Genomic DNA, 24,492 nt, shown 5'->3' on the forward strand with positions numbered 1-24,492 from the left:
TGTGGTTGACGGATATCACTGAGCACTGGACCGATGAGGGCAAGCTCTACCTCTGCGCGATCAAGGACGTGTGCTCGGGGCGGATCGTCGGCTACAGCATCGACTCCAGGATGAAGTCCCGTCTCGCCGTGAATGCGCTCAACAGTGCGGTCGCCCGCCGAGAAGGCGATGTTACGGGTTGTATTGTTCACTCGGACAGGGGCTCTCAATTTCGGTCACGGAAGTTCGTGTCCACGCTCAACCGGCACGATCTGGTCGGGTCCATGGGGCGAGTCGGCGCAGCCGGCGACAACGCAGCGATGGAATCATTCTTCGCGCTACTGCAGCGCAACGTCCTCGACCGGCAACGATGGGCCACCCGCGAGCAACTGCGGATCGCGATCGTCACCTGGATCGAACGGACCTACCACCGCCGACGCCGGCAAGCCCGCCTCGGCCGGTTGACCCCGATCGAATACGAGACGATCATCAACACAGCCGCATTTGCGGCATGACACCGAAACTGTCACCTATCGGTGCAGCAGTCCCGTTGGCCGGTCTGTTGACCTGTCTGGTCAGGACGCGCGGGAGCTGTCGTGCGCACCGGGTTCTGCTGGCCGGTCGGCTGGCCCTGCCCCGGCTGCTGTCCGCCTTGGCCGGGTTGTTCGTTGCCGGGGATGTTCGGTGCCTGCTGGCCGGGGCTGCCGAACTGCGGGGTCTGGGCCTGGATGCCGGGGCCGTTGTCCCCACCGCTACCGGCCGGTGAGGGGGAGGTGGCGCCGGTGTTGCCGCCGGTCTGCTGCCCGCCTTGGTTGCCCTGCTGCCCGCCGGGGGTTTGGGTGGGCGGGTCGAAGGTCAGCGTCGGTCCGGGGCCGGGCGGGCAGGTCGCATCCCCCGGGCAGACCGCGTTCGCCACACCCGCGCCGACGCCGGTGGTGGCGGCAAACCCCATCATCCCGACGGCGACGACGATCCCAGCGACCGCCGCCGCGGCGCGCACCTGCGACGCCGCGGGCGCAGCGGTGACGCCCGATTCACGAAGTTTGCCTAGTCCGGTGAAGAGGATCTTGCCGATGATGACCATCACGAGCCAGAAGGTCAGGAACACCACCGGCACCGGGGCGAACCGGGGCGCTTCGATGGAGAACAGGACACCACCGATGAGGCCGGCGATGCCGATGATGGTGAGGAACGCTCCCTGCAGCCGCTGCTGCAGCACCGACTGCGACGAGTCGTCGGACGCGGGATCGGTCGGCGCAGGGGTGGTCGGCCCGGCTGCGGTGCGGGCGTGCCGCGGACTGCCGGGTGGGAGCGGCGCCGGCTGCGGTTGCCGCGACGGCGGGGTGGGTGTGGGCATCAGAACACTCCAAAGTACGAGGAAGCGGATCGGAGATTCGGCGAAGTGCCGGGTGATGGATGCCAAACTTCCACACGATTCGACGTTGTCAACCACCGAATCCGACTGAACACGCGTTTTCGCAGGCCAGGACTGGTTTGTTTAGTGGTGTTTAGTGAGGTGACTAAACACGGCACCCCGGTTCGGGGCTTGTTCAACGCCCCACTGAACAACGCAAATCGCCCATCTCCGTGCAGCCCAGCGGCCACCTCGGCGACCCCGGATGCGAGCCGGGTGTCACGATCTTGGCGGGCGTTCATCGCAGGCCTCATGCGGTGACGGCGCCGAGGGCGAGGCCGAGGCCGAGGCTCATGGCGATGAGCGCGATGAATACCGCGGCGATCGTCTGATGCACGCGAAGCGTTCGCAGGGACGCAGCTTGCGAGGCGGCCCAGAATTCGGTGACGGTGCCGGGCGGGATGTGCGCAGTGGTCGCCGCTCCGAACCGGAACGCCGTACTCTGCGTGCCCGCAGCGCCAAGGTCGGGGCTGAGTGCGATCAACGCGTCCGCGGTCAACGCGAGGCCAGAACCGAACCGGTAGAAGCGCGGAGCGAACGGTTCAGGACTCGCGCGGCACCGACCATCGCACGACGGTGCCGGGCCGCTCGGCGTTCGCGTCCGCGGGCAGCAGTTCGACGGTGCCGCCGCGCAGTTCGGCCCTCGTGGCGAGGTTCCGCAGGCCGCTGCGCCGGCCACCGTCGGGAATCCCGGAGCCGTCGTCGGCCACCTCGACAGTGACCGCGTCGCCGCCGGCGATGACTGTGACCGATACCCGTGTGCCGCCGGAGTGGCGCATCGCGTTCGAGACGCTCTCCGTCACCACGGCCTCGAGGTCGCGGGCCAGGGCGTCGTCGGACACCGCGCTTTCCACCGGTCCGGAGAAGCCGACATCGGCGGACAGGTCGCCGCCGTGGGCGACGGCCCGCACCGCCCGGACCAGCCGGGTGCGCAATCCGCTCTGACCGGTGGACAACTCGAAGATCGTCGAGCGGATGTCGGCGATCGTGCGGTCCAGCTCACCGATCACGGAATCGAGTCGCTCGCGGACGGGCTCGTCCTCCGCGGTGGAACGGGCTACCTGCAGCCCAAGGCCGGCGGCGAAGATGCGCTGGATCACGTGATCGTGCAGGTCCCGCCCGATGCGTTCGCGCTCCTCGATGACCTGCAGCTCGCCGAGGCGCTCCTGCTGCCGCATGGCCGCCGAGTGCATCTGCGCGTTGTCGATCGCCACCGCGGTCGCCGCGGCGAAGATCTCGATGGCCTTCGCGTCGCTGGCCGTGAACGCCAGTCCGTCCGCCTTCTCCGACAGGTAGATGCAGCCGAACAGCTCCCCGCCCACGATGATCGGCGCGCCCAGGAAGCTGTGCATCGGAGGATGATTCGGCGGGAAGCCCACCGAAGAGGGATGCTCGGACAGTTCCGCGATCCGCACCGGCTGCTGCACCTCGAGCAGATGCCCGAGCAGTCCTCGGCCGCACGGTGGGTCGCCGATCCGCGCCGCGGTCTCCGCATCGATGCCCACGTAGATGAACTCCTCGAGCGAGCCGTCGTCGCTGCTCACGCCCACAGCGCCGTAGCGCGCGTCCACGAGCGCCATCGCCGAGGTGACGATGCGGCGCACCGTCGCGGGAAGATCCAGGCCCTGCGCGACGACCATGACCGCACTGAGGATGTCCTGCAGGTCGGTGTCCGGCCGCTGCGTGCCGGTCGGCTGCTCGTCGGTCACAGCTCCACGCCCCGAGCAAGGGGGAGTGCCGTCAGGACGGAAGTCCCTGGCGCGCAGCCACGATCATCGCGAAGCTGGGCACCGTGAACGCCATCGAGATCGACCCGCTGGACTGCTCGGACGTGCGCGCGCTCGTCATCGACCTCGCTGAGGCCGCATACACCGGCCGGCTGACCCGCTGGAACGAGGTGCGTACGACTGCGACTGTCGACGAGCTCGACTGGGAGTACCTCGTGTGCCGGCTCCTGGGCCGATTGCTCGCGGAACGCGCGATGCAGGACGGCACGCCCGCCGTCGACGCCTGGCAGCGGGCGCGCGCGGCCCTGGCCTGAGGCGCTCACCTGCGCGACCCGCCGGAGTCGCGCCACTGTGCGGCCCGCAGCGCCGCCTGCACGCGGTTCTCGACCCCGAGCTTCGCCAGGATCCCGGTCACGTGGTTCCTGATGGTCTTCTCCGCCAGGAACATCCGCTCGCCGATCTGCCTGTTCGTCAAGCCCTCGGCGAGGAGCGCCAGTACCGCCTCCTCCTGCCCCGTCAGCCCGGCGGGAATCGTGGACGTGGGCTCGTCCGCCCGGCGGATCCGCTGCAACACACGCGCTGTGCTCGCGGAGTCCAGCAGCGAGCCGCCGCTCGCCACCGTGCTGATGGCGGACACCAACTCCGTTCCGCGGATCTGCTTGAGCACGTAGCCCTGTGCGCCCGCGGTGATCGCGTCCAGCAGGGCGTCGTCGTCCGAGTAGGAGGTGAGCACGAGGCAGGGCAGGCCGGGAAGGTGGCCGCGCACCGTCCGGATGAGGTCGATGCCGGACCCGTCGGGCAGGCGCACGTCGACCACCGCGACATCGGGCCGTACGGCGGGGATGCGCGCGAGGGCCTCGCGGACCGTCGACGCCTCGCCGACCACGGTGTGGGTGCCGTCCGTGGCGAGGAGATCGGCCAGTCCGCGCCGGACGATCTCGTGGTCGTCGACGAGGAATACCGAGGGCATGCACCCAGCGTAGGCCCGTGTGGCGGCCCGGCCCCCGCTGCGGGACGGCCGGGGACGGATCTCGGGACATCTGTCCCGGTCCGTCCAGTACGCACGTCCTCACCTGCGCAGACGCACCGTCGGGGCGGGCGGCGGGACGTTCTCGGGGACGATCGCCACTGCTCCGTCGGCCTCCTCCCGAGCAGGGTGGAGGCCATGAACGACCTGACCGATCTGGAACTGCTGTACGAGCTGTCGGACACCGCCGAACGGGAGGTCGACCGGCACCTGCGGCAGGCGGTGGACTGGCACCCGCACGACTACGTGCCGTGGAGCCGCGGCCGGGACTTCGCGGCGCTCGGTGGCGAGGACTTCCGCGAGGACGACTCCGCGCTGTCACCCGTAGCGCGCGCGGCATTGGTGATGAACCTGCTCACCGAGGACAACCTGCCCAGCTACCACCGCGAGATCGCCGCGAATTTCACGCTCGACGGGGCCTGGGGCTTCTGGGTGCACCGCTGGACGGCGGAGGAGGCGCGGCACTCGATCGTGTTGCGCGACTACCTGACCGTGACGCGCGGCGTGGACCCCGTCGAGCTCGAGGACCTCCGGATGACGCAGATGCAGCACGGATTCGCGCCGGGGATGAACTCGATGCTGCTGTCGGTGAGCTACGTGACCTTCCAGGAGCTCGCGACCCGGATCAGCCACCGCAACACCGCCGCCGCGTGCGCCGACCCCGTCGCCGACCGGATGCTGGCCCGCGTCGCGGCCGACGAGAACCTGCACATGCTCTTCTACCGGAACGTTCTCGGCGCAGCGATCGAGGTGTCGCCGGAACAGGCGCTGACCGCTATCCACGCCGTGCTCACCAACTTCCAGATGCCCGGCGCCGCGCTGCCGCACTTCCGGCGCGACGCGGTTCTCATGGCCAAGAACGGCATCTACGACTTGCGGCAGCATCGCGACGCGGTGGTGGTGCCGGTGCTGCGCCACTGGCGCCTGCTGGAGCGGACGGACCTCACCGGCGAGGCCGCGCGGATGCGGGATCTCATCGGCGCATTCGTGGACGAGCTGGAGGTCGGGGCCCGGAGGTTCGAGGCGGCGCGCGATCGCGCCCTCGAGCGGGACGCGCGGCGCCTCGAGCGGGCGGCCTGCTGACCGGATTCGGCTAGGTTGGAGGCATGCAGGTACAGCTCCGTCACAATCCCTCGTTCTCGATGGCCCGGTGCCAGCTGGCGCCCAACGAGCCCATGACCGTGGAGTCCGGCGCGATGGTCGCGCACTCGGCGGGCATGAACCTCCAATCGCAGGCGCAGGGCGGCATCATGCAGGGCCTCAAGCGCAGCCTCCTGTCCGGCGAGTCCTTCTTCGTCTCCACCTTCACCGCGCCGCCGTCGGGCGGATGGGTGGACATCGCGGGCACGCTCCCCGGCGACATCGCCGTGCTGCAGATCCAGCCCGATCGGCCCTACTACGTGACGCGCGGCGGCTGGCTCGCCAGCTCCTACGGCGTGCAGACCACCACCCAGTTCGGCGGCGCCAAGACCTTTTTCGGCGGCGAGGGCGCGTTCGGCCTGCAGGCCGCCGGCCAGGGCGAGGTGCTCGTCGCCTGCTACGGCGCGATCGACGTGATCGACCTGCAGCCCGGCGAGCAGGTGGTGATCGACACCGGTCACGTGGTGGCCTACGACCTGAACATGCAGTTCACCATGCGGCGCGCCGTGCAGGGCAAGTGGATCCAGTCCATGAAGTCCGGCGAGGGCATGGTCTTCGAGTTCACCGGGCCCGGCCGGGTGCTACTGCAGACGCGCAACCCGCGCGGTCTGGAGGGCTGGGTGCGGTCGGTCGTGCCGTCGGCGTGATGCGAGTGCGAACCCGCAGGTCGCGCAGTCTAGTTCGCCGCTTTGCGCGCCGGGGAGGTTCGCCGGAGATTTGACCAGTGCCATGACCACTGTGATCTAGTGGGATCATGGCTACTGCAACTAATAAGACAGGAGACCATCGCCGGACGACCGACTGGGTCGTGTTCGGCGTGACGGCCGCTGCTGTTCTGGCGTTCGTCCTCTGGGGTTTCCTGGATTCGGATGGGTTGAAGAAGACGACCTCCGATGTCCTCAATTGGATCATCACGGACCTGGGCTGGCTGTTCCTCATCGCCGCCAGCTTCTTCGTCCTCTTCGCCGCCTTCCTCGCCATCTCCCGATTCGGCCGCATTCCGCTGGGCCGGGACGGCGAGAAGCCCGAGTACAAGACCGTTTCGTGGATCGCGATGATGTTCAGCGCCGGCATGGGCATCGGCCTGATGTTCTTCGGCGCTGCGGAACCGATCGCCCACTTCGTCGGTGCACCGCCCGGCATGAACAGCCACGACGTGGCCGTCGCGATGGCGACCACGATGTTCCACTGGGGTTTCCACCCGTGGGCCATCTACGCCGTGGTCGGCCTGGCCATCGCCTACAGCACCTACCGGTGCGGGCGCAGCCAGCTGATCAGCTCGGTGTTCGCGCCGATCTTCAACCGCACCGGCGGGCACGGCGTGGGCGGCCGGGTGATCGACATCCTCGCCATCTTCGCCACGCTGTTCGGCACCACCGCGTCCCTCGGCCTGGGCGCCGCGCAGGTGGGCGCCGGATTCGAACGGCTCGGCTGGGCGGAGAACGGTTCCAGCAAACTGCTGCTGGTCGGCATCATCGCCGTCCTCACGCTCGCGTTCGTGGCCTCCGCGGTCTCGGGCATCGCCAAGGGTATTCAGTGGCTGTCGAACACCAACATGGTGCTCGCCCTGATCCTCGCGGTGTTCGTCTTCGTCGTGGGCCCCACCGTGTTCATCCTGAACCTGCTGCCCACCTCGATCGGCGCGTACTTCGCCGACTTCATGGACATGTCCGCGCGCTCCGCGGCCAACGAGCCCGACGCGGGCAAGTGGCTCGCCACCTGGAGCATCTTCTACTGGGCGTGGTGGGTCAGCTGGACCCCCTTCGTCGGCTTGTTCCTCGCCAAGATCTCCAAGGGGCGCACCATCCGCGAGTTCGTCATCGGCGTGATGTGCGTGCCGACCCTGGTCTCGTTGGTGTGGTTCGCCATCTTCGGCGGCACCGCGATCCACCAGGAACAGGCGGGTCTCGGGGTCAGCAAGGCGGAGAACGAGGAGGTACTGCTCTTCGACTCGCTCGGTCACCTCCCGTGGCCGACGATCACGGCCTTCCTCGTGGTCCTGCTGGTCGGGATCTTCTTCGTCTCCGGCGCGGACTCCGCGTCCATCGTCATGGGCACCCTGTCCCAGCGCGGCGCGGAGGAGCCGAATCGGCTGATCACCATCTTCTGGGGTGTGCTCACCGGAACCGTTGCCGCCCTGTTGCTCTGGGTCAGCGGCGACGACGCCCTCACCGGCATCAAACAGATGGCGATCATCGCGGCGGCGCCCTTCCTGGTGGTGATGATCGGCATGTGCGTGGCGCTGATGATGGACCTCTGGCACGACCCGCTGATCGTCGCGGAGCGCACGCACCGCGAGGAGCTCGGCGAGCGCATGCGCTGGCACGCCAACACCCTCGCCGTCACCGACGACAGCACCGACGTACTTCCCTCGGACGACCTGCCCGTCTACTCCGACGGCGAGGTCCCCGAGGACCTGTACCACCCCCCGCACACCGGGGAACTGGTCACCGTCGAGGCCTACGACGCAGATCATTCCGGTCCGATCGACATCGATCCGAAGGCGATCGAAACCGATCCGAAGGAGGAGCTCGCCCGGTAGACAGGAGGCATGACCGACTTCGTCACCGCAGAGACCCGTTCCGGCCGCGTGCGCGGCACCGTCGAGCGGGGTGTGGCCCGGTTCCTGGGCCTGCCCTACGCCGCCCCGCTCGACGGTGCCGGCTGGTTCCTGCCCGCCACGCCCCCGGAACCGTGGGACGGGGAGCGCGACGCCACGGTTTTCGGACCGACGGTGCCCAAGGCCGCGTACGACCCCCCGATCAACGAGGTCCTCGCGGACGAGCCGGACTTTCCGGGGGCGGAGTGCCTGAACCTCAACGTCTGGACCCCGGACACGGCGGGGAGCGCGCCGGTCCTGGTGTGGATCCACGGCGGCGCCTTCCGTGCGGGCACCGCGCGGATCCCCACCTACGACGGTGCCGCCTTCGCCCGGGACGGCCTGGTGTTCGTCTCGATCAACTACCGCCTCGGCGCCCTCGGCTTCCTCGACCTCGGTGACGATCACACCAATGTCGGCCTGCGGGACCAGATCCAGGCGCTGCACTGGGTGCAGGACAACATCGCGGCGTTCGGCGGCGATCCGGCGCGGGTGACGATCATGGGTGAGTCCGCGGGTGCGATGAGCGTGGCATCGTTGCTGAGTTCGCCTCTGGCGCAGGGACTGTTCACCCAGACGATCCTGGAGAGCGGTGCCGGGCACCACGGTCTGCGCCGCAGCACCGCGCAGACGGTCGCCCGCGCGCTCGCCGCGAAGCTCGGCGTCGATCCCACCCGGGAGGCGCTCGGCGCCGTACCGATCCTCGAGGTGGTGGCCGCCTCCAAGGCGCTCTCCGCGGAGATCGCCGCCCAGCCCGATCCCGGCCGCTGGGGCGAGGTCGTCGCCGACACCATGGCCTGGGAGCCCACCGTCGGAGACGATGTGCTGCCGGTGCTGCCGATCGAATCCCTCCGCGACGGCACCGGTTCCGATGTCCGGATGCTGATCGGACGGAACCTCGAGGAGGGGCGCCTGTTCATCGTCCCCGGTGGCGTGATCGATCACATTCCCGAACCCGCGGCGCTCGGCGCTGCCGCGCTCTACGGCTTCCCCGATCCCCAGGCGGCCGTCGAGGCCTACCGGGCTCGCGGGGCGCGGACGTCCGGCGAGCTGTTCACGCTCCTGCTCGAGGACCGGACCTTCACCGTGCCGGCCAACCGCCTCGCAGAGGCGCGGGACGGCGCACCGTCGGACACCTTCGTCTACCGCTTCGACTACCGCTCCACCGCCCTCGGGGGGACGCTGGGGGCGACGCACGCCGTCGAACTGCCCTTCGTGTTCGACACGCTGCAGCGGACCACGGCCCAGGCGCTCACCGGGCCGAACCCGCCGCAGGCGCTCGCCGACGAGATGCACGGCACCTGGGTGCGCTTCGCGCGCGGCGAGGATCCCGGGTGGGCGCCGTATGCGGCCGGTCGCCAGGTGCGGGTGTTCGGCGGCGACGAGCCGCTCGAGACCGACCCGGATGCGGCGATCATGGCGGTGTGGGAGGGCGTGCGCTGACCCGCCCCGGTCCGAGCGCTACCGCGCGGGCCGGAACATCGGGATGAGCTCCGGGCCGCCGGGCAACCGGATCGGCGCGACGGGCTCGAACCCGAAGCGCCGGTACAGCGGTACGTTGCGCGGGTTGCTCGACTCGAGATAGGCCGGGCCCGAGACCTTGTCGAGGCCGTGCCGTAGCAGTGCAGAGCCGATACCGCGGCCCGGGATCACCGCGCCCAGCGTGGCCAGGTACCAGTGCGGCTCCGTCGGTCTGCGCTCCTCGAGCGCCTGCACCAACCGTGCCCCGCGGCGCAGCCCGGTGGTGATCCCTGCGATCAGGACGGGCAGCGACGCGACCTGGCGCGCCACGGGCGGCTCGTAACCGGGCGGATCCCAGTACGCCGCGCCGACGGGGACGGCACCGTCGAACAGGAGATGGCCGGTGCCGGGCGCCCCGTGGGAGGCGATGTGGATCCCGGCGAAGACCGCCGCGTCGCGACCACGGCGCGGCTGGACCCACCGCAGCACCGGATCGTCGGTGAAAGCGCGGGCGAGCACCCCGAACGACGCCCGCAGCGTGCGCCGGGTGACGTCCTCGATGCGGTGTCCGGTGAGCGGTTCCATACCTCCGACGGTACGCCCGCCGGGCGGATCAGTACGGGGCCGAGCGCATCGGTCCGGGCGTGTACCAGCCGCTGCGCGTCGTCGAGCCGATCTCCAGCTGCGCGGGTTCCGCGGGCGTCCACGGCGTGAACTGCGTCAACGTGCCCCAGTCCATGGCCCACTTGCCCCGCAGATAGGTCGGAACGACCTGCTCGTGGTACACGGCATCGGTCACGCCGAGCGGACCGCCGGTCTTCCAGCCCTGCCACGTGTTCGAGGTGTTGATCGTGGCGAGGTAGTCCGGCGAGATCCGGTACTCGGGGCGCTCGAAGACGCCGTTGAGCGCGCGCACCTGGTGCTGGCACGGGAAGGCGAAGGCCACCATGAAGTCCAGCGAGACCACGGTGTTCCGGCCCAGCAGCTCCTGCGCCGTCTTCATCGTGGTCAGGCGCGGGGGCGTCAGCACGACGGGGTCCGGCGAGGGCACCCGGTCGTCGATCACGACACGCACCGTGTCGGTGCCCTTGGGCAGATCGGCGGTGGGGAACCGCAGGTTCCGCCAGTTGTTGTTGGTCCACGCGTCGATGGGCGTCATGCGGCCCAGCGGCTGCACCGCACCGTTCGCGGAGCGGTGCCCGGCCTCCAGGTACAGCGTGCGGCCGTCCCGCTTGACGCCGTTCAACCCGGTCGCAGCGATGGAACCCGCGACCGACAGGGTGACCAGCGGCGTGCGGTCGGTGACGGCGCCGAGCGTGTACCAATCGGTGGTGAGGTTCGCCAGACCCGTCGCGCCGCCGGAGCCGAGGACCGGCGTGGTCGCCGGGTTCAGGCCGAACGGGAGGGGCACGCCGTCGGTCTTGTAATCCGGATCGCGCTTGCCGCCCACCGTCTCCGGCACGTCCTGGTTGGTCGAGTCGGTGTTGTGGCCGGGATCGGACAGCACCGGCGAGACCCAGCTGGGAACGCCGGTGGGGGTGAAGCCCGTGGACTTCCCGGCGAGGGCCTGGGCGGCGGTGGGCACGGAACCGTCGGGCCGCGGGGCCGGCTTGAGCTGCCCGGCGTTCGGGTCGCCCTCGACGAGGACGTAGTCCGCCATCGAGCACGTGTCGCCCTGCAGCGCACGGGCGTTGGACGCCGTCCAGGAGAAGCTGCCGCGCTGGGTGTAGGCGCCCTTCGCCATGGTGGTGATGTCGAGCAGCACCATGAGCATGGTGAGGATCGCCAGCGTGGGGATGGCGCGGCCGCCGGGCTTCGTCGGCTCCGGTGCGTAGTCGCGGCGGTAGTGCAACCACAGCCCGTACAGCGCGGTCAGGACGGCCGCGGCGAAGAACACCCAGGAGAGCTGCAGCCCGAACAGCTGCGGCGGCATGGTGTTCCACGGGATGCCGTAGGTGCCCACCCAGTAGTAGCCGATGCGGGCCGCGAACGAGATCCCGACGATGAACAGCGCCGCGGCGGCGAAGAAGACGCGGTTGCGCTTGGAGCGCATCATCGGCGTCATCGTCAGCGTGGCCGCGACGGCCGCGATACCGGCCGCGTAGCCGGCGAACAGGCCCAGGTGGTGCGTCCACTTCGTGGGAGTGAAGGCGAGCAGCACGATCGTCGCGAAGAAGACCGCCATGAGCCGCCAGACCGGGCCCGACGCGATGCCTGCGGGACGCTTGCGGCGCAGCATGAACACGAGCACCGTGAGCAGGCAGAGGAAGGCCGTCAGCACGCCGATGCGGCGCACCAGCGAGCCGTCCTCGGTCTCGAGCATCAGGTAGTAGTAGCGGACGCCTTCCTCGTACCACTGCAGCGTGGGACCGGTGACGCCCTTGACCGTGATGGCCTCGCGCAGCGAGGCGAAGGTCGGGCTGAAGAAGGCGTAGAACAGATATGCCGTGCCGGACGCGAGGATGGGCGCGACGAGCGGCAGCAGGCCGTCCCGCTTGCGGCGCTTGACGATCCGCGTGACGATCTGCCGCGACGCCGCGAGCAGGGCCGCGACGGCGATCAGGCCGCCCGGGGCGGCGCCCAGGCTCAGCGCGGCGCAGGGCACGGCGATGGCCACCGGGAGCAGCCGGCCGGTGGCGATGGTGCGCTCCACCGACACCCAGGTCAGCAGCGAGAAGAAGACCACGGCGGGCTCGGGGCGCAGGCCGTTGTTGAGCGGCAGCCAGATCAGCAGGAAGCCGCCGGCGCCCGCCCACATGGCGGCAGGGTTGTTGCGCACCGCGCGGCCGAGCCGGGGGATCATCTCGCGGGAGATCACAAGCCAGGTCAACAGGCCGAAGACCAGGCCGGGGATCCGCATGGCGGGCGCCGCGGTGGTGACGTGCGAGATCAGCGTGAACAGGTAGTCGTTCCAGCCGAACGGATTCTCCGGCACGCCGAAGCTGCGGAAGTAGTTGATCATGTACCCGCTGTGACCGGCCTGCGTGGCCATCGTCAGCTGGTAACCGTCATCGGAGGTGTTCGGCCCGATCAGCCACCAGATGCCGAGCGCCGCGATCACGGTGAAATCCACCGGCCGGGGGCGCAGCCAACCCGGCGGCATGATCCGGACGTGGCCGCGACCGTCGCGCAGGTCGAGGAAGCCCAGCGCCACCATGGCGAGGATCGTCGACGCGATCCCGATGATGATCGCGGCCAGCTTGATCGGCGACGGAGAGCTGTTGTACCGGGTGTCGACCTGGGTCTTGACGTCCATACCGGCGACCGGGGTGGTCGCGGGCAGGTCCGAGTAGAAACCGGTGATCTGTGGCCGCAGATTCGGGTCGGCGACGGTGTTGGACAACTGGTTCGAGGTCTGCGCGCCCGCGGGCATACCGGTGAACCGCGCGATCGTCGATTCGGGCGTCGAGACGAATCCGATGGTGCAGCCCGCGCCGGCGCGGGCGACATCCGCCCGGCTCGCGGTCGCCAGCGCCACGTCGCGGTCGGCGACGATGACGTCCTTCGCGTCCGCGCGGATCACCAGGCCCTGCCGGCCGGACCGCGGACCGTCTTCCGGCAGTGTGCGCAGGAGCGTACCGCCCTGCGCGGGCAGTTCGTTCACCAGAGAACACGGCAGTGACACATCGAGCCGGACCGGTGTGTACGAGACCAGCGGCGCGTCGATGTCGCTCACACGGCCGTTCTGCGGCCAGTGCACCGAGGTGGTGGTCTCCTTCACCGGCAGGAAGGGGATCAGGATCGCCAGGACGAATCCCAGTACGCCCGCGACCGCGGCGACGATGCGCCAGGTCCCGTAGCGGCGCTCCGGCGGGACGGTCGAGTTCTCGCTTGTCATGAGACGTTCCTAGTTCTTCACGGTCTGGTTCGTCAGCGCCCGGATCGGGCCCTGACGCCACCAACCGGATCGCGTCCGACTGCCGACCGTCAGGGCGGCTGCGGGGGCGTCGTCGACGATGGGCGTGTACTTCTGCAGGTCACCCCAGTCGCGGGCGAGGTCGCCCGACATGTAGGTGGGCAGGGTCGTCGTGCTCAGGAGTGTGTCGGGCACCGTCAGCAGGCCTCCGGCCTCGCGCGCCTGCCACGTCGACGACGTCGACAGCGCGTCCTTGCGCGTCGGCAGGATGCGCCACTTCGGGAGCTCGTACACGCCGTTGCGGATCGCCATCGGGCGCTGGCACGGGAACTGTTGGCCCACAAGCAGGTCCAGCAGAACCGGGTCCGTACTGCCGACGACCTCCTGGAGCGTGCGCAGCCGCGGCACCCGCGGCGGCGTCACGGCGACCCAGTCCTGCGCGCCGAGGTTCGGGTCGCGCACGTGGATGCGGACGACGTTCGCGGCAGCCGGGATGGCCTCCATCGGGAATCGCAGGTTGCGCCAGGGCTTGTTCGGCCCGGGATCGATCGGATCCAGCGATCCGCGCGCACCGAGCGAGCCGTCCGGACGGCGCTCCGCCCACTCCAGATTCACCGGCTGGCCGTACTCCTTCTTGCCCGTCGGGCCGACCGAGGCGATCGAGCCCGACGCCGCGAACGTGACCAGTGGCCGGTCGGCGGAGCGCGACGGGAGCGTGTACCAGTCGCTGAACAGCTCGGCGGGCACGGTGTTCTGGCCGTACGAGCCGACCACCGGGGTGCGCGCGGGGTCCAGGCCGTAGGGCAGGGCGGCCGTGCTCCCGTTGATGGTCTTCGGGCCCTGGCCGCCGCCGGTCCCGGCGGTCGCCGCAGTGGAGGTGAAGGGCTGCGTGATCGGCGACGCCATGTTGATCTGGCCCGGTGCGGAGCTGATCGGGAGCGGCTTGAGCTCGTTCGCGACACCGTCGGGAGTGAATCCGTGCGATCCCGCCCCGACGAGCGCCTGAGCGGCCGGGCGGCCGTCGGCGGAGGTCAGCATGTCGGCGTTGGGGTCGGTCTCCACGAGGACCTTGTTAGCCATACCGCAGCTGTCGCCGCGCAGCGCGTCGAGATTGCCCTTCGCGACGGTGTACGTCGACGGGTTGGAGACCGCCGCCTTGGCGAAGATCGCGCCCTCGCCGAGCACGAGCATGCCGAGCACGACGACCAGCGGCAGCGAGGCCAGCTGCAGGCGCCGGCGACTACGTACCGCCTGGTCGTGATCGGCGCGGGTGTGGGTGGCGAGATCGGCGTCCTCGAGCGCGGCATCGTCGACGGTGCCGTCCTCGACCAGGCCGCCCTCGCCGCGCCGGCGGAAGTCCATCCGGAAGTGCTGCCACGCGGCCAGGGCCCCGGTCAGGCCCGCGAGCACCAGGAGTGCCCCGCTGAAGCTGATGCCGGCCAGCACCGGCTGGCGGTCGAACCAGGGCACGCCCCACAGGTACGGCCACGCCCACAGGTTGTACCCGGCGAAGGCCGCGGCCAGCGCGAAGATCATGCCGCAGAGGAAGAAGGTGAAGTTTCGGACGGAGGTGCGCGCGGCCTCGACCACGGCCACCGTCGTCACCGCGGCGAGGGCGGCGGCGAGCCCGGCGTACACCCCGAAGTGCACCGTCCACTTGGTGGGCGTGAGAGAAAGCAGCGCTGCGCCGATGAACACCGCGCCGACGAGGCGCCACACGGGGCCCGGCGCGATGCGCGGGATGCGCCTGCCGCGCAGCATCATGAACAGTGCGACGAACAGGCACATGACGAAGAGGTAGACCGGCACGCGGCGGACCAGCGAGCCGTCGTTGGTGTTCACCGTGAGGAAGAAGAAGCGCAGGTACTCCTGCGTCCACGGCGCCGCCGGGCCCACCTCGAGGCGGATGCGAATGGCCTCGGCCACCGATGCGAGCGACTGGTCGCGGAAGGCGATCGGCACGATCACCGCGCCCGCCGCAACGATCGGCAGGACGAGCGCCGCGAGGCCGGCCTCGCGGCGCCGGGCGATCAGGACCCGCAGCACCGCGGCCGACGAGGCCAGCAGCAACGCGGCGGCGATGACGCCCTGCGGCGCGAGGCCCAGCGTGAGGCCCGTGGCCAGGGCCGCGACCGCGGCCGGCAGCGCGCGGTGTGTTGCGACGGCCCGCTCCACGGCGGCCCAGGTGACGATCGTGCCGAGCACGATGATCGGCTCCGAGCGCAGGCCCGAGGCGAGCGGGAACCAGAACGCCAGCAGCATCGCGGCGGCCGCCCAGACGGCGAGCGGGTAGCGACGGATCGCCGGGCCGAGCCGGGGCAGTAGCACGCGGCTGAGCAGCAGCCAGACGACGACGCCCGCGGCCAGCATCGGCAGCCGCATCCACAGCGCGTTCGACGAGACGGATCCCCAGTGCGAGAGGAACGAGTAGTACCAGTCGAAGGGCGCCTCCGGGGCGCCGAAGAAGCGGTAGTAGTTCGCGGTGTAACCGGCCTCGGGGGCCACCTTGCCCATGGACAGGATGTAGCCGTCGTCGGAGCTCCCGGCGCCCAGGAAGGTCCACAGGACGAGGCCGCCGATCACGGCCACGTCGACCGGGCGGGGCCGGATGAGCTGCCACAGCGGGCGGCGCGGGGTCCGGCGGTGGTAGCCGAAGCTCCGGTCCAGGAGCCACAGCGCGACCAGGGAGGCGATCACGCACAGCAGGCCGATCGTCATCGCAACGGCCTTGAGGGGCGCGGGATGTAGTTCGAACCGGGTGTCGACCTCGGCGTGCAGGCGCAGACCGGGTCCGGCCGCGGCGACGTCCGCGGGGCTCAGTGAGGTGAACACACCGCCCATCACGGGACGGTTCTCCGTCGGAACGGTGCCGGAGATGTCGGTGCCCTCGAACCGCGCCCCCACCTCGGTGGGGTTCGACCAGATCCGGAGCTGCGAGCAGGCGCGCGCCCGGTCGATCGGAGCGGCGGTGATCACGGCGTTGCGGGAGGCCACCGTCACCGACTGTCCGGGACCGGGAGCCCCGACGGTGACCGTCAGCCCCAGATCGCGGGCCGGGCCGGTGCCGACGGGCAGCGTCGAGAGCACAGTGCCGCCGGACTGCGCGGCGCGCGCGATCACCGAGCACGCCACCGTCGCCGTGAGGTCCGCGGGGGACTGCGAGACGAGGGAGGCGGTCGTGTTCGCGCTCTGCGCGCCGGGCTGCAGCTGCGGCCAATCCAACGAGGCGGTGGTCTGCTGGACGGGCAGGAGCGGGGTCAGCAGGCACAGCAGCAGGCCGACCGCGCCGGCGACGACCGCCGCGATCCGGGCGACGGCGACGCCGCGAGGAGCATCGCCGGCGGTGGGCCGCTGCGCGGGCTCCGACTCGGAGCGGGACGTAGGCACGGGCACGGGTGCTCATGGTATTCGAGTCGGCTGTGAGAACCGATTCGCCCGCCGGTGTTCGTCCGATCGCTTACCGGATTCTCAGTCGGTGCGATGCCGCAGGTCAGGAAATGCGGTCAGGAATCCGTCTTGTCCTTGCGGATCGGCGCCTCGACGTGCGTCCCCCAGACGGTGCGGGTGCCCAGTGTGAGATCCGCCGCACGAGCCTGCGAGTACGGCACGAGCCGCATCACGTCGCCGAAGTCCTGTCCCAGGTCAGCCCGGAGGTAGGCGGGGATCTTCTCCTGCTGCAGCAGCATCTGCGTCCACCCGAGCGGGCCGCCGCCGAGCGTGCCCTCCCACTCCGTGGTCACCGGCGACAGGTTCTGGTCGGGCGTGATCCGCCACTGCGGCACCTCGGCGACTCCGTTGCGGTGCGTGAACGGGCGCTGGCACGGGAACGCCAGCCCTGAGGTCCAGTCCAGCAGCACCGGCTCGGTGGAGCCGATCAGCCGCTGCGCGGTGACGAGCTTGGACACCCGCGGCGGCGTCACCGCCAGCCAGTGGTCGATGGCCAGGTCGTCGTCGACGGCGACCACCCGGATCGCCGTGACATCGGCGGGGAGGTCGGTGCGCGGGAGCCGCAGGTTCCGCCAGGCTGGCTTGGGCCCGATGTCGATGAGGGCCTTCTTCCCGGCGACCTTCGGTTGCGCGCCCGGCCCGGTGGGATCGGTCGTGTACTCGAGGTAGAGCTCGTCGTCGGTGAACCGGCCGGCCGCGGACAGGGTGATCAGCGACTGGTCCGCAGCGGCGGCCGGCAGCGGGTACCACTTCGAGACGATCTTCGCCATCGACTGCGACTCCTGTGAGTACGAGCCCAGAACAGGGGTCCGCGCCGGGTCGAGGCCGTAGGGCAGCCGCATGTGCGAGCCGTTGATCCCGGCGGTCGCCGTACGGCCGGAGGTCGTGTCCTGGGGGAGTCGCGCCATCGCGTCGAGCGAGGTGCTGGAGTCGTCGGTGTTCGAGCTGGTGGTGGCGTTGATGATGGTGGGCACCCCGTCGGGCGAGACACCGGTGGTGCCGGGCCCGGCCAGCCCGTCCCGCGTGTTCCCGTCCAGCGGGAGCAGCAGGCCGGACGTGGGGTCCGGCTCGGTGAGCACGAAGTCGGCGAGGTTGCACTCCTTGCCCGTGAGGGCCTGCAGGTTCGCCTTGCCGTTGGAGAAGGACGAGAACTGCGTGAGCGTCGTCGTCGCCACCATCGAGCCGACGCACAACACCACGACCGTGCCCGCGGCCCAGCTCAGCGGCGACTGCCGGCCGGCGACGCCGATGGCGCGTCGCACGAGGCCGGGCACCGGCGCGGGCTGGGGCTCGTGGAAGTGGATCCAGCCTGCGGCCAGCACGGACACGCCGCACGCCGCGAAGAAGATCCCGCCGAGCGCGAGCACCGTCGACTCCCCCCAGGGCACGCCGTAGTTGCTGGCGTACCACCAGCCGTTCGGGCCGCTGAAGGACAGCCCGAGGACGAGGAACACTCCGGCCGCGGTGAGCGCGCGGTTGCGGGGCGACCGCATCGCCGTGGGGGCGATGGCGATCGCGGTGAGGGCCGCCAGCGCGCCCGCGAGGCCGGCGAACGCGCCGAACTGGTGGGTCCACTTGGTCGGGGTGAACATCAGCAGCAGCAGGCCGCCGAAGGTGACCGCGAGGAGTCGTCGACCGGGGCCGAGGCTCGCGCCCGGAATGCGGCCCTTGCGCAGCAGAACCGCGCCCGCGAGCAGCAGGCACAGGACGGTGACCAGGACCGCGAACCGTCGGGCGACGCCGCCGTCGGCCGTGAACGTGAACAGGGCCGAGTACCGGTCGATCTCGTTGTACCACTTCTTGGTGTCGACGACGGTGCCCACGTCGGACTGCATGAGGGTCTTGGCCACGAAGGCCGAAGCGGTGAGCTTGGAGAAGATGATCGGCACCAGTAGGACGCCGCCCGCCAGCACGGGCGCCACGTACGCCGTGATGACGAGGCGCCGGTCGAGCCGGCCGCTGCGGGCCCGCGCGAGGATGCGCCGACCCACCGGGCGGACCCCGGCGAGCAGTGCCGCGACCGTCATGATGCCCGTCGGACCGGCGGCGACGGTCCAGCCCGCGATGATCGCGGCGGCGGCGAAGGGCAGCACCCGGCCCGTGGCGATCGCCCGCTCGACCGAGCACCAGGTCAGCAGCGCACCCAGCGCGATCACGGGCTCCGGACGCAGGCCGTTGTTGAAGGCGAACCAGTACACCAGGAAGACGCCGCCGGCGGCCCACAGCGCGAACCGCGACCGCGCCGCGCGGCCGAGGCGCGGGACGACCTCCCGGCTGATGATGAGCCAGGTCGCGATTCCGCAGATCAGCGCGGGCAGCCGGACCCACGGGCTCGCGGTCGAGAAGTGCGCGAGCCACGCGAAGGCCTGGTAGTACCAGCCGAACGGGGTCTCCGGCGCGCCGTACCAGCGGTAGTAGTTGGCGGTGTACCCCGCCTCGCTCGCGGTGCGGGCCATCGTGAGGATGTAGCCGTCGTCGGAGGTGTTCGCCCCGATGAAGTGCCAGGCGACCAGCAGGGCGATGACGGTGCTGTCCAGCTTGGAGGGCCGCCACCAGCCGTCCGGCAGGACCCGACGGTGCCGCCGGCCGTCCGCCGCGACGTCCAGCCGGTGCAGCGCGACCAGGCTCGCCAGGATCAGCACGACGGCGAGCACGATCACCACCCAGCGGGCAGGGGCGGGCACCGTCGAGTAGCGGGTGTCGATGTCCGCGTGAAACTGAATTCTCGTGGCGTCGGCGACCGCGCCGTGCAGGCTCGTGAACACGCCGACCATCTGCGGGCGGTAGTCGAAGCCGTTGTCCTTGCTGCCGCGGATCGGTTGCCCGTCCGGTGCGGTGATGCCCGTGACCTCGGCCTTCACCGTCTTGGAATCGCCCGTGAAGACGATTGCGCCGCAGTTCGGCGCGGCGAGCGCCGCCACGTCGACGGTCAGCAACGGGGTGTTGCGGACCACCACCTCGAGTAGGCGCCGCTGGTCCGGCAGCGTGTTGACCGCGATCGAGAGGCCCCGTCGGAGGGTGTCCGGCGAGTCGACGGGGCCGGTCGCGACCAGGGTCCCGGTCCCGCCGGGCAGCTCGGCGACGGCCGTGCAGGGCACCGAGACGGTGACCCGATCAGGAACGTAGGAGACGAGCGGCGCGGCCACCGGGTCGAGGGAGCCGCTCTGCGGCCAGTCGAGGGCCGCGGTGGTCTGTTGCACCGGCATGAACGGCGTGAGCAGCGCGAACAGCACGCCGAGGACGCCGGTGATAGCGGCGGTCCGGGCTGTCGTGCGGGCCGCGCGGGCCGTGACGGACGGTTCGGGCACTCCGCGAGTCTAGACGCCCGCGACCTCGTGGATTTCCAGTGACGGATCACTACCGACCGCTTGGTGTACTACGAACCGACGAACCGACGTATCGTTTCGTGCATGAGGGGATCCGACCGACCGACGAGGGCAGTGCGCTCCGTCGTGCGTGCGGTCACCCCGTCGTCCGGTTCGGGCCCCGTCACCATCGCCGAGGTGGTCGCCGCCTACGCGGATTACCTGGGCCGACGGATCGATGTGCAGCGGATGACGATGCCGGTCGGGGTGTTCGGAATGTGGTTGCGGTCGGACGAGCGCGACCTGCTGGTCGTGTCCACGGGCGTCGCAACGTTCGAGCAGACCCTGGCCCACGAACTCGGGCACCTGGTACTGGGGCACGACGAGGGGTGCTCCGCCGATCCGGACAGTGGCCGGGCCGCGAGGCGCGAGGAGGAGGCGGAGTCCTTCGCGACGCTGCTGGTGCGCCGCGTCAAGGCCGGGCACACGCTCACCCGCGTCGACTCCGTGGTCGACGAGCTGCTCGGATGATCGCCTCGCTCGTCGCGCCGATCCTCTGGCTCGGCGCGCTGGAGAGGTTCAGCAGGTGGCAGACCAATCGGAACCCTCCCGCCGGCGGCGCCCTGCTGACCGCGATCGCGCTGGCGGTGATGGTCACCATCGACACGCCCGTCATCCGGGATTGGATGATCGGCGGTGGGCTCGATGAGCTGGAAGTGGTGACGATCCAGCGGATGCTGCTGCTCGTGGCCTGCTTCGGCGCGCTCGTGTTCGCGTTCGCGCTGGACGGGGTGCTCACCCGCGACAGGATCACCGCGTGGGCGGTGGCGTTCGTCGTCGTGGGAGTGGTGATCGGCACGGGGAGCGTGCTGGCCCGCCTCGGGGACCCGACGGGGCTCGGCTTCGGCCGGGCGTTCGGCCTCGCGGTCGAGACGGCCCTCGTCTACACGTGCCTGGGGGTGACCTCGCTGATCGTGGCGGTCGCGGCGTGGCGGGTGTCCAAGCGCACCCGTACCCACCGGGTCCAGCTGCGCATCCTGGCGCTCGGCGGCGTGATCCTGGCGGTGGTGGCGGTCGCAAACGTGATCGCGGGCGGATTCCTCCTGCAACGCCTGCAGGTGGGCGTGTGGGTGCTCCGGCTCAACCGGTTCATGCTCGACGCCGGTTTCGCGGGCTGGACGCTGGTGCTGATGGCGTCGTGGCTCGCGTCCATGCTCATCGCCGCCCGGGAGTGGTTGCGGTTCCGTTCGGCCTACGAGCAGGTCACCGAGCTGTTCCCGGACCTCGAGGCGGTGGTGCGTCCCGGCGGCGGATGGGTCGAGACGGCCGAGGCGCGGGCGGTCGTCGTGCTGGACGGCTGGGCGATGCTCGCGAGCCCCGGCGCCGGCATGCTCGCGGACGCGGCCCCCTCCGAGCGGGCCGCCGCGGTGGCCCGTTGGCTGGACCGGACGGCGCCCTACGGTTCGGTGCACGCGGTCGATCTCGAGCCACCGTCGGGCTGGCGGACGGCACGCTGGACGGCCGCAGTGACGAAAAGGGCCCAGCACACCCCGTCGCCACTGTTGGAGCGGGTGCGCTGAGCCCTCGACGTCGGGAGCGGGTCGAATCGCCGCCGGAGTGGGAACGGCCTATCCGGCCGCGCCCTCGGTTCCGTCCTCCGCCTCGAGTTCGGCGAGGAGCCCGGCGAGCGCCGCACGACGGTCCGCCGACAGCTTGGTCGAACGCCGCGCCATCTCGAGCATCCCCGACTCGCGGAGCTCCCGCGTCAGTTCGAGGTCGGCGAGGATCTCGCGCTCGTACAGCGGGTCGGAGAAGTACTCGGCGCGCACACCGAAGGTCTGCGCGATCGACGCCACCATGTCGTACGCGGGTCGCGAGCTCCGGCCCGAGCGCAGCTGTGACAGGTACGGCACGGACAGCTTGCCGCCGCCCTCCTCGACCATCCTGCAGAACTCCGAGGAGGTGTAGGGCCCTCGGTCTGCGGGATGTACGACCTCGAAAAGTCGATTCAATTTGGCCGCGAACGTAGTCATCAGGCCCTCCCTTCCAGATTGCGAATACGTCGAACATTACATGATCCGCGGATCGGATGCGCACGCCGTGGGATAACGATCTCAATTCCGAAGTATCCGGGACGACTAGGCTCTCAACCCATGGGACCTCGCATTCTGGTGCTCAACGGACCGAACCTGAACATGCTGGGAGTGCGCCAGCCGGAGGTGTACGGGGAGAATTCGTACGCCGATATCGTGGACCTTTGCATGCGCACGGCCGCCGCCCGTGGCGCCGAGGTCGATGTCCGGCAGACAAACGACGAGGCGGAGTTGATCGGCTGGATCCACGACATCGCGCGGAACCGGGAATTCTCCGCGATCGTGATCAATCCCGCGGCGTGGACACACACCTCCGTCGCGGTCGCCGACGCACTGGTGATCCCCGAGATCCCCATCCTCGAGGTGCACATCTCCAACGTGCACGCCCGCGAGTCCTTCCGGCACCACTCCTATGTCTCGCCGATCGCGTCCGGCGTGATCGCGGGGTTCGGACTGGCCGGTTACGGCTACGCCGTGGACCGCGCGGTCGACCTGTCCGAGTAGCGGGCTCGCGCACCGCGTGGTTCCGGGGACCGACGGTGCCCGGCTCAGGCCGGTGCGGCGACGCGGGCGCGCAGGCCGTCCACGATGAGGTCGACGCCGCCCGCGAAGGCGCGGTCGGTCGCGGTCCGGTCCACCTCGCCCGCGGCGGCGCCCGCGAGGGCCATGGCCTCGCGGGTCTGCTCCTCGAAGGTGAAACCGACGACGAAGTGGGTCAAGGCCAGCGCGACGGCGTTCGCGTCCGCCGCGCCCGCGCCCGCGGAGACCGCGATCTCGGCGATCTGCGACTGCAGGTTGCTGGTGCCCAGTTGCGAGGCCAGCGATGCGGACACGACCTCGGCACCGTCGCGGTGCTTGCGCAGGACGGACCGCAGGGCGTGCGCGTACCCGGTCAGCTGACGGTCCCACCGCATCCGCGACTTGGAGGCGGCGGCGGCCAGCGACGGGTCGGCGAGGATGGTGTCGGCGATGCCGGCGAGGAGCGACTGCTTGTTGGGGATGTGCCAGTAGAGCGCGCCCGGCGCGACGCCCAGATCGGCCGCCACGCGCCGCATCGTCAGGTCCGGCAGTCCCGATCGGTCGAGGACGCCGATCGCGGAGGTCAGCACGTCCGAGCGGTTGATGGCCACGGACTTGACTCTAGCCGAGCGCCCCGATACTTCTTGAACCGTGTTCAACGCCGCCACCTATCGCGCCACGCCGCGCGACCTCGCCCTGATCGCCGTCTTCACCGCCCTCACCGCGGTGCTCGCGCTCCCCACCGTGACGATCAGCGGCATCGCGCCCATCACTCTGCAGACGCTGGGGTTCATGCTCGCGGCCTCACTGCTCGGCTTCCCCTGGGGCGGCGCGTCGGTGGCGCTGTACGTGCTGCTCATCGTGGTCGGCCTGCCCATCGGAGCCGGGGGCCGCGGCGGGCTCGCGGTGCTCACCGGACCCACCGGTGGCTTCCTCATCGGCGGCATCGTCGGGGCCCTGGTGACGGGGTGGCTCGTCGACAAGTGGGGCCGCACCAACCCGATCCTGATCGGCCTCGCGAACGTCATCGGGCTCATGGTGATCGTCTACGCCGTCGGCCTGCCCTGGCTCGGCTGGCGCACCGGCTCGGGCCTGTTCGCCAAGCTCACGCTGGGATTCCAGTTCGTGCCCGGCGACCTGATCAAGGTCGTCATCACCGCACTCGTCGTGGTCACCGTGGTGCGGGCCTACCCGGCGATCGCGAAGCGGGCGCCCGGCCCACGATGATCCGCCTCGATGACGTCCACCACGCCTTCGACGACCGACCGGTGCTCAGGGGCATCACCGCGGTGCTGTCGGAGCGGCGGATCGGCATCATCGGCGCCAACGGCTCCGGCAAGTCGACGTTGGCCCGCACCTTCAACGGCCTCGTCGTCCCCGACCGCGGCACCGTCGAGACCCTGGGCCTGGACGTCCGCGCGAAGCGGTCCGAGGTGCGCCGGAAGGTGGGCTTCATGTTCGCCGACGCGTCCGCGCAGATCGTCATGCCCACGCCCGCCGAGGACGTCGCCCTGTCCCTGCGCCCGCCGGGTCGCTCCCGGCGCGGCGGTCCCGACGATGCCGAGGTCTCCCGTCGCGTCGCGGAGATCCTCGGCGAGTTCGGCCTGGCCGACCATCTCGACGCGCCGGCGCAGCTGCTCAGTTCCGGCCAGAAGCAGATGCTCGCCTTCGCGTCGGTGCTGGTCACCGAGCCGGAGATCCTCGTCTGCGATGAGCCCACGACGTTGCTCGACCTGCGCAACGTCCTCAAGGTCCGGGACCGGCTCGCCGCGCTGGAGCAGCAGGTGATCCTTCTGACGCATCACCTGGACATGCTCGAGGACTTCGACCGTGTGCTCGTCATGGACGACGGTGCCGTGGTCCACGACGCGGCCCCCGGCGAAGCGATCGCCTTCTACCGCGAGCTGGCGGCGCGGTGATGCGCC

The 24,492-nt window shown here is 70.4% G+C and carries 21 protein-coding genes; 11 read left to right on the forward strand and 10 right to left on the reverse strand.

What is annotated here, in order from left to right:
- A partial coding sequence (locus AXK60_RS06390) for an IS3 family transposase (RefSeq protein WP_139057783.1) occupies window positions 1–494 on the forward strand: 494 nt, incomplete at its 5' end.
- Window positions 495–505: 11 nt separating this feature from the next.
- On the opposite strand, the gene AXK60_RS06395 is transcribed toward AXK60_RS06390, so the two are convergent.
- The 3 genes from AXK60_RS06395 to AXK60_RS06405 form a co-directional block, all read right to left on the reverse strand.
- Complete coding sequence (locus tag AXK60_RS06395; protein WP_068570241.1) at window positions 506–1,336, reverse strand: hypothetical protein; 831 nt, start codon at window positions 1,334–1,336, stop codon at window positions 506–508.
- A 307-nt stretch (window positions 1,337–1,643) separates the two neighbouring features.
- Complete coding sequence (locus AXK60_RS06400; protein WP_139057784.1) at window positions 1,644–1,877, reverse strand: hypothetical protein; 234 nt, start codon at window positions 1,875–1,877, stop codon at window positions 1,644–1,646.
- Between the two features lie 58 nt (window positions 1,878–1,935).
- Entirely contained in the window at window positions 1,936–3,102 is a 1,167-nt protein-coding gene (locus AXK60_RS06405) for a GAF domain-containing sensor histidine kinase (RefSeq protein WP_068570243.1), read from the reverse strand.
- 83 nt (window positions 3,103–3,185) lie between these two features.
- Here AXK60_RS06405 and AXK60_RS06410 point away from each other — a divergent pair, with 83 nt between their 5' ends.
- Window positions 3,186–3,434 (forward strand): hypothetical protein, encoded by a 249-nt coding sequence (locus AXK60_RS06410; protein WP_068570244.1) that lies wholly within the window; start codon window positions 3,186–3,188, stop codon window positions 3,432–3,434.
- Between the two features lie 5 nt (window positions 3,435–3,439).
- Here the strand turns inward: AXK60_RS06410 and AXK60_RS06415 are convergent, their stop codons facing one another.
- Window positions 3,440–4,090, reverse strand: a complete 651-nt coding sequence (locus AXK60_RS06415; RefSeq protein WP_068570245.1) for a response regulator transcription factor — start codon at window positions 4,088–4,090, stop codon at window positions 3,440–3,442.
- A gap of 195 nt (window positions 4,091–4,285) precedes the next feature.
- Here AXK60_RS06415 and AXK60_RS06420 point away from each other — a divergent pair, with 195 nt between their 5' ends.
- The 4 genes from AXK60_RS06420 to AXK60_RS06435 all read left to right on the forward strand — a co-directional run bounded on the left by AXK60_RS06420 (window position 4,286) and on the right by AXK60_RS06435 (window position 9,329).
- A complete protein-coding gene (locus tag AXK60_RS06420; protein WP_068570311.1) occupies window positions 4,286–5,230 on the forward strand; it encodes an acyl-ACP desaturase in 945 nt (314 codons plus the stop codon).
- 23 nt (window positions 5,231–5,253) lie between these two features.
- Entirely contained in the window at window positions 5,254–5,934 is a 681-nt protein-coding gene (locus AXK60_RS06425) for a TIGR00266 family protein (protein WP_068570246.1), read from the forward strand.
- A 107-nt stretch (window positions 5,935–6,041) separates the two neighbouring features.
- Complete coding sequence (locus AXK60_RS06430) at window positions 6,042–7,829, forward strand: BCCT family transporter (RefSeq protein ID WP_082777859.1); 1,788 nt, start codon at window positions 6,042–6,044, stop codon at window positions 7,827–7,829.
- Window positions 7,830–7,838: 9 nt separating this feature from the next.
- A complete protein-coding gene (locus tag AXK60_RS06435) occupies window positions 7,839–9,329 on the forward strand; it encodes a carboxylesterase/lipase family protein (protein ID WP_068570247.1) in 1,491 nt (496 codons plus the stop codon).
- Between the two features lie 18 nt (window positions 9,330–9,347).
- Here AXK60_RS06435 and AXK60_RS06440 read toward each other — a convergent pair whose 3' ends face one another.
- The 4 genes from AXK60_RS06440 to AXK60_RS06455 form a co-directional block, all read right to left on the reverse strand.
- Window positions 9,348–9,932 carry a GNAT family N-acetyltransferase gene (locus AXK60_RS06440; RefSeq protein ID WP_244881045.1) on the reverse strand — a complete coding sequence of 195 codons (585 nt, stop codon included), beginning with the start codon at window positions 9,930–9,932 and terminating at the stop codon, window positions 9,348–9,350.
- A 28-nt stretch (window positions 9,933–9,960) separates the two neighbouring features.
- Window positions 9,961–13,185 carry an arabinosyltransferase domain-containing protein gene (locus AXK60_RS06445; protein WP_068570248.1) on the reverse strand — a complete coding sequence of 1,075 codons (3,225 nt, stop codon included), beginning with the start codon at window positions 13,183–13,185 and terminating at the stop codon, window positions 9,961–9,963.
- Window positions 13,186–13,194: 9 nt separating this feature from the next.
- Window positions 13,195–16,596 (reverse strand): arabinosyltransferase domain-containing protein, encoded by a 3,402-nt coding sequence (locus AXK60_RS06450; RefSeq protein WP_068570249.1) that lies wholly within the window; start codon window positions 16,594–16,596, stop codon window positions 13,195–13,197.
- 110 nt (window positions 16,597–16,706) lie between these two features.
- Window positions 16,707–19,958 (reverse strand): arabinosyltransferase domain-containing protein, encoded by a 3,252-nt coding sequence (locus AXK60_RS06455; protein WP_068570250.1) that lies wholly within the window; start codon window positions 19,956–19,958, stop codon window positions 16,707–16,709.
- A gap of 102 nt (window positions 19,959–20,060) precedes the next feature.
- On the opposite strand from AXK60_RS06455, the gene AXK60_RS06460 reads away from it, so the two are divergent.
- Together AXK60_RS06460 and AXK60_RS06465 are read left to right on the forward strand one after the other, a co-directional pair.
- Window positions 20,061–20,486: an ImmA/IrrE family metallo-endopeptidase gene (locus AXK60_RS06460; RefSeq protein WP_082777860.1), complete on the forward strand. Its 426-nt coding sequence runs from the start codon at window positions 20,061–20,063 to the stop codon at window positions 20,484–20,486.
- On the forward strand, window positions 20,483–21,535 hold the full coding sequence (locus AXK60_RS06465; RefSeq protein ID WP_068570252.1) for a hypothetical protein: 1,053 nt from the start codon (window positions 20,483–20,485) through the stop codon (window positions 21,533–21,535). Before AXK60_RS06460 ends, AXK60_RS06465 begins: the two co-directional genes overlap by 4 nt.
- Before the next feature lie 48 nt (window positions 21,536–21,583).
- On the opposite strand, the gene AXK60_RS06470 is transcribed toward AXK60_RS06465, so the two are convergent.
- Window positions 21,584–21,988 (reverse strand): hypothetical protein, encoded by a 405-nt coding sequence (locus AXK60_RS06470; protein WP_068744829.1) that lies wholly within the window; start codon window positions 21,986–21,988, stop codon window positions 21,584–21,586.
- 120 nt (window positions 21,989–22,108) lie between these two features.
- Here AXK60_RS06470 and aroQ point away from each other — a divergent pair, with 120 nt between their 5' ends.
- Window positions 22,109–22,552, forward strand: coding sequence for a type II 3-dehydroquinate dehydratase (gene aroQ, locus AXK60_RS06475; RefSeq protein ID WP_068570254.1), 444 nt, complete (start codon window positions 22,109–22,111; stop codon window positions 22,550–22,552).
- A gap of 44 nt (window positions 22,553–22,596) precedes the next feature.
- On the opposite strand, the gene AXK60_RS06480 is transcribed toward aroQ, so the two are convergent.
- The gene (locus AXK60_RS06480) at window positions 22,597–23,178 is read right to left on the reverse strand and encodes a TetR/AcrR family transcriptional regulator C-terminal domain-containing protein (RefSeq protein ID WP_068570255.1); all 582 of its coding nucleotides are present in this window, start codon (window positions 23,176–23,178) and stop codon (window positions 22,597–22,599) included.
- A 40-nt stretch (window positions 23,179–23,218) separates the two neighbouring features.
- Between AXK60_RS06480 and AXK60_RS06485 the strand changes: the two genes are divergently transcribed.
- Window positions 23,219–23,794 (forward strand): biotin transporter BioY, encoded by a 576-nt coding sequence (locus tag AXK60_RS06485; RefSeq protein ID WP_068570256.1) that lies wholly within the window; start codon window positions 23,219–23,221, stop codon window positions 23,792–23,794.
- On the forward strand, window positions 23,791–24,486 hold the full coding sequence (locus AXK60_RS06490) for an energy-coupling factor ABC transporter ATP-binding protein (protein WP_068570257.1): 696 nt from the start codon (window positions 23,791–23,793) through the stop codon (window positions 24,484–24,486). The genes AXK60_RS06485 and AXK60_RS06490 overlap by 4 nt, the downstream gene beginning before the upstream one ends.
- The last annotated feature ends 6 nt before the right edge of the window (window positions 24,487–24,492 follow it).

The sequence above is a fragment of the Tsukamurella pseudospumae genome, assembly GCF_001575195.1.
GTDB lineage: Bacteria > Actinomycetota > Actinomycetes > Mycobacteriales > Mycobacteriaceae > Tsukamurella > Tsukamurella pseudospumae.